At 66.4% G+C, this 7,814-nt stretch carries 9 protein-coding genes; 5 read left to right on the top strand and 4 right to left on the bottom strand.

The window, feature by feature from the left end:
* Positions 1–23 precede the first annotated feature (23 nt).
* The 3 genes from E8F11_RS17485 to E8F11_RS17495 all read left to right on the top strand — a co-directional run bounded on the left by E8F11_RS17485 (position 24) and on the right by E8F11_RS17495 (position 2,602).
* Positions 24–917, top strand: a complete 894-nt coding sequence (locus E8F11_RS17485; RefSeq protein WP_280290115.1) for a bestrophin family protein — start codon at positions 24–26, stop codon at positions 915–917.
* Positions 918–1,090: 173 nt separating this feature from the next.
* A complete protein-coding gene (gene mobA, locus E8F11_RS17490; protein WP_280290116.1) occupies positions 1,091–1,696 on the top strand; it encodes a molybdenum cofactor guanylyltransferase MobA in 606 nt (201 codons plus the stop codon).
* 18 nt (positions 1,697–1,714) lie between these two features.
* Positions 1,715–2,602: a LysR family transcriptional regulator gene (locus tag E8F11_RS17495; RefSeq protein WP_280290117.1), complete on the top strand. Its 888-nt coding sequence runs from the start codon at positions 1,715–1,717 to the stop codon at positions 2,600–2,602.
* 10 nt (positions 2,603–2,612) lie between these two features.
* Here the strand turns inward: E8F11_RS17495 and E8F11_RS17500 are convergent, their stop codons facing one another.
* On the bottom strand, positions 2,613–3,506 hold the full coding sequence (locus E8F11_RS17500) for a hypothetical protein (RefSeq protein WP_280290118.1): 894 nt from the start codon (positions 3,504–3,506) through the stop codon (positions 2,613–2,615).
* 179 nt (positions 3,507–3,685) lie between these two features.
* On the opposite strand from E8F11_RS17500, the gene E8F11_RS17505 reads away from it, so the two are divergent.
* On the top strand, positions 3,686–4,375 hold the full coding sequence (locus E8F11_RS17505; RefSeq protein WP_280290119.1) for an alpha/beta hydrolase: 690 nt from the start codon (positions 3,686–3,688) through the stop codon (positions 4,373–4,375).
* 176 nt (positions 4,376–4,551) lie between these two features.
* Here E8F11_RS17505 and E8F11_RS17510 read toward each other — a convergent pair whose 3' ends face one another.
* Entirely contained in the window at positions 4,552–5,352 is an 801-nt protein-coding gene (locus E8F11_RS17510; RefSeq protein WP_280290120.1) for a lipase family protein, read from the bottom strand.
* Positions 5,353–5,443: 91 nt separating this feature from the next.
* Complete coding sequence (locus tag E8F11_RS17515; RefSeq protein WP_280290121.1) at positions 5,444–6,274, bottom strand: oxidoreductase; 831 nt, start codon at positions 6,272–6,274, stop codon at positions 5,444–5,446.
* A gap of 126 nt (positions 6,275–6,400) precedes the next feature.
* Between E8F11_RS17515 and E8F11_RS17520 the strand changes: the two genes are divergently transcribed.
* Entirely contained in the window at positions 6,401–7,300 is a 900-nt protein-coding gene (locus E8F11_RS17520; RefSeq protein WP_280290122.1) for a LysR family transcriptional regulator, read from the top strand.
* A 196-nt stretch (positions 7,301–7,496) separates the two neighbouring features.
* On the opposite strand, the gene E8F11_RS17525 is transcribed toward E8F11_RS17520, so the two are convergent.
* Positions 7,497–7,814: integrase core domain-containing protein (locus E8F11_RS17525; RefSeq protein ID WP_280289323.1), on the bottom strand; the 318-nt coding region annotated here is incomplete at its 5' end.

The following is a 7,814-nucleotide window of genomic DNA, read 5'->3' on the forward strand; positions in this document are numbered from 1 at the left end:
GACCAGACTGGCGCGACAACCCCATGATCGTTCGTCCCAAGCCCAACCTGCTCAACGTGCTGATCTCCCTCAAGGGATCGATCGCCCGGCGCATCGCCGTGCGCAGCCTGCTGATCACCGCCCTGGCATCCCTCATCGTCCTGGTGGGTACCCTGCATCCGGCCTGGTTCGTGCGGGTCGAAGCCACGCCCTTCACCCTGCTCGGGCTGTCGCTGTCGATCTTCATGAGCTTTCGCAACAACGCCTGCTACGACCGCTGGTGGGAAGGCCGCAAGGCCTGGGGCAAGGTGATCCTGGAAATCCGCGCCTTCACCCGGCAGAGCGTGGCGATCGGCAACGACGCCGTCCGCGAAGCCCTGCTGCGCGAGCTGTGCGGCTTCGTCCACGCACTCAATGCTCGCTTGCGCGACGAAGACGAATTCGCCGCTGCACGCCAGTGGATTCCAGGTCTCGGCCAGGGCCAAAATGTCAGCGACGGCATTCTGCGGCGGGTCGGCCAGCAGTGCACGCAACTGGCCCGGCGCGGCGACATCAGCGAATGGCGGGCGCTCGCCCTGGAGGAACACCTGAACGGCCTGACCGAGGCCCAGGCCACCTGCGAGCGGATCAAATCGACCCCGCTGCCCTTCCCCTACACCCTGCTGCTGCACCGCACCATCTACATCTTCTGCATCCTGCTGCCATTCGCCATGGCCATTCCGCTGGGCTGGCTGACGCCGATCTTCACCACCATCGTCAGTTACACCTTCTTCGGCCTGGACGCCATCGGCGACGAACTGGAGAACCCCTTCGGCCGCGACGAGAACGACCTCCCCACCGACGCCATGGTGCGCACCATCGAACGGGAAATCCTCGCCACCCTCGGTCATCGCGAATTGCCGCCGGTGCTGGAACCGGTGGATTTCGTCCTCAGCTGATGGGCGACGCCGGGTTGGCGTACGCAAGCTGCCCAACACGGTTATGACGACGCAAGCGCCGCCAACATTCAATAGAGCCTCCTTATCACCCATTCAGCACAGGTGATTGGACGCGGACACGTGCGCGCCATAGCCTTGAACGGCAATTGATCCCACAAGCCTCTGGAAAGCGGATGGACACCCTCAAGAAAGACTGTTCGATCCTGCTCCTGGCCGGCGGCCAGGGCTCACGCATGGGCGGCCGGGACAAGGGCCTGGTGCCCTGGCTGGGGCGGCCGCTGATCGCCCACCTGCACCAGGTCGTGCGACCGCTGACGGATGACCTGATCATCTCCTGCAATCGCAACCAGTCACGCTATGCCGCCTATGCCGACCAACTGGTGGGCGACGACGAGGCGGGCTTCCCCGGCCCACTGGCCGGCGTCCTGGCGGGGTTGCGCAAGGCCCGCCACCCCTGGACCCTGCTGCTGCCCTGCGACGCCCCTAATGTCAATCGCCAACTCCTCCAGCCCCTGCTGGAGGGCCGTGCCGATGCGGCCCGCCGCCCGCTGATGGTCAGGCAGGGCAAGCAGTGGCAGCCGATGTTCAGCCTGCTGCCAGACTGTCTCCTGCCGGAGCTGGAAGCCGCCTGGCGGCGCGGCGAGCGCAGCTTGCTGCGGATCCTGCTGGCCGCCGGCGCCCAGGCGTTCGACCGTGCCGAGGACGACCCGCGCCTGCAGAATTTCAACACGCCGCAGCACCTCGACGCCCGGCCGTGCCCAGCGCCACAGGCGTCCTGACTCTCCCAAGGTGGCGCCATGGACATCAAGCAACTCAAGTTTCTCATCGCCCTCGAGCAGACCCGCCACTTCGGCCAGGCCGCCGCGCTCTGCCACATCACCCAGCCCACGCTGTCGATGCGCCTGCGCAACCTGGAGGACGAGCTGAACCTGGTCCTGGTGAAACGTGGCCAGCGCTTCGAAGGCTTCACCGAAGCGGGTGAACGCATACTCGCCTGGGCACGCACGCTGCTGGCGGCCCATGACGGCCTGCAGGCCGAGGCCGCCAGCTGCCGCGGCCAACTGGTGGGCAGCCTGCGCCTGGGCATGGTGCCGTTGGCCAGCTTCAACCCGGCGCACCTGCTCAAGCCCCTGGCCGAGCGCTATCCCGAGCTGCGCTTCCAGCTCTCGTCGCTGAGTTCGGAGCAGATCATCGACGGCCTCGGGCGCAACCAGCTGGACCTGGGCCTGTGCTACCTGGACCAAGTCAACAGCAGCTATTTCGAGGTGATCGCGCTGGCCTCGACCCGCATGGGCCTGCTGCACGACACCCGCTACTTCTCGTTCGAGCAGGCGGAGCTGAAGTGGGAAACCCTCGGCGAACTGCCACTGGGGCTGCTCAACAGCGGCATGCATTTCCGCCAGTCCATCGACCTGAGCTTCCGCAGCCGGGGGCTGGACCCGACCCCGCTGCTGGAAAGCGAATCCAGCTTCCAGCTCATCCAGGCGGTCAGCGCCGGCATCTGCTGCGCCATCATGCCGCTGGCCAACGGCCTGGAGGAGCTGAGCGAGCACCTGCGCGTGATCCCCATCGCCGAGGCCAGCGTCCATGCGCCCCTCGGGCTGGTCCTGCGCCGCACCGAACCGCGCTCTGCCCTGGCCGAGAAGTGCTTTGCCGAAGCCAGGGCGATCTTTGCCAGCGACTGAAAACGCTGGCTCAGGGCGCCACGTAGGGCTCGATGAACCGGCAGCCGAGCAGATCGTCCAGCCGCTTGCCGTCGCTCATGCGGCGAAACAGTCCCGGGGTCATCCAGGGCGCGTAGCCATCGACATTGGGAGCGCCCAGTCCGTCGACCAGATCCTGGATCAGCAGGGTGCGGGTTTCGAAGGAGATGCGCGTGAGGCCGCTGCTGTTGCCGACACCTGCGTGGGCATGGGCGCCGGAGAAGGCGATCAGCTCACCCGGCTCGATCAGCACCGGCACGCCCTCCTCCGCCGGTTGCCCGAGCAGATGAGGAATGGCCTCGTCGGCATCCACCGAGTTGCGCCCAGCGCTATGAGAGCGCTGAAGGATCGCCTGCATGTCGAAGTCCGCGCTGGTGTTGGGCAACGGCTGGCGCCACAGGTCGGGGTAGATGGCGAAGGTGCGTTCCGCCGAGACCGGGTAGATGGGCGCCCACCAGTTGGTCTGGCTGTAGAGATTGGAGCCCCAGGTATCCCGGTGGAAGGCGATGGTGGCGGTGGTCCGCGAACGGGGCAGTGCCTGGCCGGCGTCCTGGTGCGGCTGGAAGCGCAGGTACAAGCGATCGCAGGCGAGATGTTCGGCATCGAACCCCAACCCCTCCAGCAGCCCGCGCCAGAGCCGCTGCACCTCGCTCGAACGAGCGAACTCCTGCTGGCACTGGGCGAAGCACTGGGTCTGCCGGGCGTGGGAAAGGTGCAGGTGGATTTCTAACGGGCTGTGGGGATGCAGACGCGTCTCCAGCAACTCGCGGGTGAAGGCCACCAGTGCGGCCATGGCCGGTTGCCGGCCGAAGCGCAGGATGTCCCCGGCGTAGACACGCGACTGGAAACCGTGCGGGTCGAAGGGCGTGGCGAGCGAGCTGTACATGGGGACTCCATCCGGGGTGGCCTGAACCTCGACTCTAGGAGCCATCGGTGCGTGGAAACAGCGGCAGAACGCGCCACGAAAAGCGGATCAGCCTGGCGATCTGACGGGGAACCGGGCGCCCCGACTGACGCTGGCTAGGCTTTGCAGGTGCCGCACCCACTTCATCGATGGAGAAGGTCATGCCTGCCAAGCCGAACATCCTGCTGGTCCATGGCGCCTGGGGCGATGCCTCGCACTGGCGTCACCTGATTCCCCTGCTGCTCGATGCCGGCTACAACGTCAACGCCGTGCAGAATCCCCTGACCTCCCTGGCGGACGACATCCAGCGCACCCGCAAGCTCGCCGAAGCCCAGGGTGGCCCCACGCTGCTGGTCGGCCACTCCTACGGTGGCGCGGTGATTTCCGGTGCCGGCCACGCCGCCAACGTGACCGGCCTGGTATTCATCGCGGCCTTCGCGCCGGACGAGGGTGACAGCCTCGGCAGCCTCTTTGCCCGCACGGATCCCCCCGCGGGCGCGGCGGGCATCCGCCCGGACCCGGACGGATTCCTCTGGCTGGCGCGGGACAGCTTCCGCGAGCACTTCTGCGCCGACCTGCCCGAACAGGACGCCCGGATCATGGCGGTGACGCAGAAGCCCATCGCCGCGCGCTGCTTCGAGGACCAGGCAGGCGCCCCGGCCTGGCGCGGCAAACCCAGCTGGTACCAGGTGTCGTCGGGCGATCACATGATCCCGCCCCAGACCCAGGCCTGGATGGCCGAACGCATCAGCGCCAGGAAGACCATCACCCTGGACGCCAGCCATGCCTCGTTGGCCTCGCGTCCGGGGGAGATCTTCGCGCTGATCGAGGAGGCGGCAAGGAGCCTGTAGGGGCGAGTCATTAGTCCGGCACTGGGCTTTTCGTAGGGTGCGCTGTGCGCACCGGTTGCGGGATCGGCCATCGCGCGACCTTCGACCGCTGGTGCGCACGGCGCACCCTACCTATCACTCGCCCCAGACAACCTGAGTCGTAATAGGCAGGGTCGGTTACTGAGGAAATCCGCCGACTACCCGTTCATTGGCGCGTTCGGGTTGTTCAGCGCATAGAGGTAGCAGTCCGCCAGGCTGTGGTCGCCTTCGACGCTGGAGTAGCTGGCGGTGAAGTCGATGGACAGGCCCAGGTGCTGGTACACCCACTTGTCGGTGACGCCCGGCGGCACTTCGGGCACCAGGTCGCTGTCGTTGACCACTCGGTAGGTGGGGATCGCCAGGCCGTTGTAATAGCTGGCGAAGCTCGGGTCGACCACGCGCGGGCTGGCGAAGTTGTAGTGCTGCAGCGGCTGGTCCGGATACGCCGCCTGCAGGTCGAGCACCGCCAGGCTGGACAGCGCGCAACCCAGGCTGTGGCCGCAGACCCAGAGGTTGCCGGCGGGCTTGAGGCCGTCGACGGCTTGCAGGGCCAGGTCGCGCAGCGAGGTATAGAGCTTGAGGAAACCGTCGTGGACCAGACCGACGTTGGGCTGCCACGGGTAGGTGGTCTGCTTGACCTCCAGGTCGTCGACCCAGTCCTGGGCCGACTCGGTGCCGCGGAACACCAGGTAGACCTCGCCATTCGGGTCGCTGGCGGCGAAGCCGAAGGGCTCGGATTCGTTGATGTAGTGCAGCTCGCTGAGGATGCTCCAGACCGGTGCCGAGAAGGTCCAGCCGGTCATGCTCGGCTGCTGCCAGTTGAAATCCTGGGGCTTGCGCGGCTTGTCCTGCTGCAGCCACTGGTCGTACTGGGCATAGGCGGCTTCCACCAGGTTGGCGCATTGCAGCGCCTGGGCCAGGGAGAAAGCCGTGGGGAAGTACATGGGAAGACTGGGCATGGTGGCCTCCTTGCCAGTGGGTTGTGGGGTTCCACTCTAGACCATGCCCGTCCTGCGTACAGCGCGGCCCGTCAGCTTTCCGGGCTGTGCCTCACTCGACGAAGTCGGTGGACATCGACAGGCTCTTCCACTCGGCCAATTCACCTTCCACCAGGCTGTGCTTGTCGGCGATGCGCTGCACCGCGTCGCTGCCCAGGGCGAGGCGCTGCGGCGGGTTGACGGCGTTCACCAGCTCCAGCATGGCGCCGGCGAACTTGCTCGGGTCGCCCGGCTGGGCATGGTTGGCGCCCTCGGCGAAGCGGCGCATGGCGCCCACGGTTTCGTCGTAGTCCGGCAGTTCCAGGGCGGTCTTCACCAGCGACTGGTCGTCGAGGAAGTCGGTGCGGAAGAAGCCCGGCTCGACCACCGTGACCTTGACCCCGAGCGGCGCCAGCTCCTGGTGCAGCGCCTCGCTGAGGCCTTCCACGGCGAACTTGGTGGAGCCGTACACGCCCCAGCCGTAATACGCCTGGTAACCGCCCAGGGAGGAGATGTTGATGACGCGGCCGGAGCGCTGGCGGCGCATGTGCGGCAGCACCGCGCGGGTGACGTTGAGCAAGCCGAAGACGTTGGTCGCGTAGATGCGCTCCACTTCCGCAGCGCTGGTCTCCTCCACCGCGCCGAGGATGCCGTAGCCGGCGTTGTTCAGCAGCACGTCGATGCGGCCGAAGCGCTTGATGCCTTCGGCGACCGCTGCATGCGCGTCGCTTTCGCGGGTCACGTCGAGGCGCACGGCCAGCAGGTTGGGGTGTTCGCCCAGGCGGGCGACGACATCTTCGGGTTTGCGCGCGGTGGCGATCACCGCATCGCCCACTTCGAGCGCCTTGGCGGCGATCAGGGCACCGAGACCACGGGAAGCACCAGTAATGAGCCAGGTACGCATAGCAACTCTCCTGTGTGGGAACCCGCACCGCGCGGGCTTTCTGTTTGAGTTGCAGCCACTTTAAATCCGCGTTACTCCTGCGATAATCCCAAGAAAATGGCATGGGCTATTGAGCAGGACTCAGCAATGAAACCCGTTTCCGCCGCCGATCTCGGCATCTTCCTCAGCATCGCCGCCCACCTCAGCTTCAGCCGCGCCGCCATCGAGCTGGGCCTCTCGCCCTCAGCCCTGAGCCACGCCCTGCGGGCCCTGGAGGAACGCCTGGGAGTACGGCTGTTCAATCGCACCACCCGCAGCGTGGCCCTGACCGAAGCCGGCGAGCGCCTGTACGCCCGCATCCGACCGGCCTTCCGCGATATCGACGACGCCCTGGACGACCTCAACCAGTTCCGTGAGACGCCTTCGGGAACCTTGCGCATCAACGCCGGGCGCGCCGCGGCGCAACTGGTATTGCTGCCCCTGGCCGCCCGATTCCTCGAGGCCTTTCCGGACGTGACCCTGGAAATCTCCAGCGACGATGCGCTGGTGGACGTGGTGTCCGGCGGCTTCGACGCCGGCGTGCGCTTCGGCGAGCGACTGCAGGCGGACATGGTGTCCCTGCCCATCGGCCCCTACATGCGTTCCGTGGTGGTGGCGGCACCGGAATTCTTCGAGCGCCACGCGCTGCCGCAAAAACCCGAGGACCTCCATGGCCTGCCCTGCATCCGGCACCGCTTTCCCAGCGGCAACCTGTACCGCTGGGAATTCGAGCGTGGCGGCATGCAACTGGAGATCGAAGTGGAGGGTCCGCTGACCCTGGGGGATGTCGGCCTGATGGTCGGACCCGCGCTGGAGGGCGTGGGGCTGGCTTATGTATTCGAGGACATGGTGGCCGAACACGTCGCCGCCGGCCGCCTGGTGCAGGTCCTGGAAGACTGGTGCCCCTACTACCCCGGCCTGCACCTCTACTACCCGAGCCGTCGCCAGGTACCGGCGACGCTCAAGGCCTTCATCGAGTTCGCCCGCGCTGCGCGGCAGGAAAAGTAAAAATCCACGTTCGTAGAGCGTGGACTTGCTTTGGGCCCCCTAGTAAGGGGGGCATCTCGGATGCAGGCTATCAACTGACGCATAGCCCCGTAGGATGGGTGGAGCGGAGCGATACCCATGCGGACAGAGCTGATGGGTATCGCAGGCTCGCGGAACGCCGCCCGACCCATCCTACAAAAGCTCCGACTTGTAGTGGTCAACCCATCCCGGACAGTGGGTTGAGTTTTTCTTCGGCCACCGCAGGCGGTAGCCCGTCGTTGTACTGATGCGGCCTGATCCAGTTGTAGCGGTGCATCAGGTAATGGCTGACGTCCCGCCGGGCCTCCTGCGCCGTCAGGTAGCCCGTCGACGGGATCCACTCCGACTTCAGGCTGCGGAACAAGCGCTCCATTGGCGAATTGTCCCAACAATTCCCCCGACGACTCATGCTCTGCTGCATCCGGTAGCGCCAGAGCCGTTGCCGGAACAGGCGACTGGCGTACTGGCTGCCCTGATCCGAATGGAACAGCACCTG

The organism is Pseudomonas sp. BN417 (assembly GCF_029871205.1).
In the GTDB taxonomy this organism is placed as follows: Bacteria; Pseudomonadota; Gammaproteobacteria; order Pseudomonadales; family Pseudomonadaceae; genus Metapseudomonas.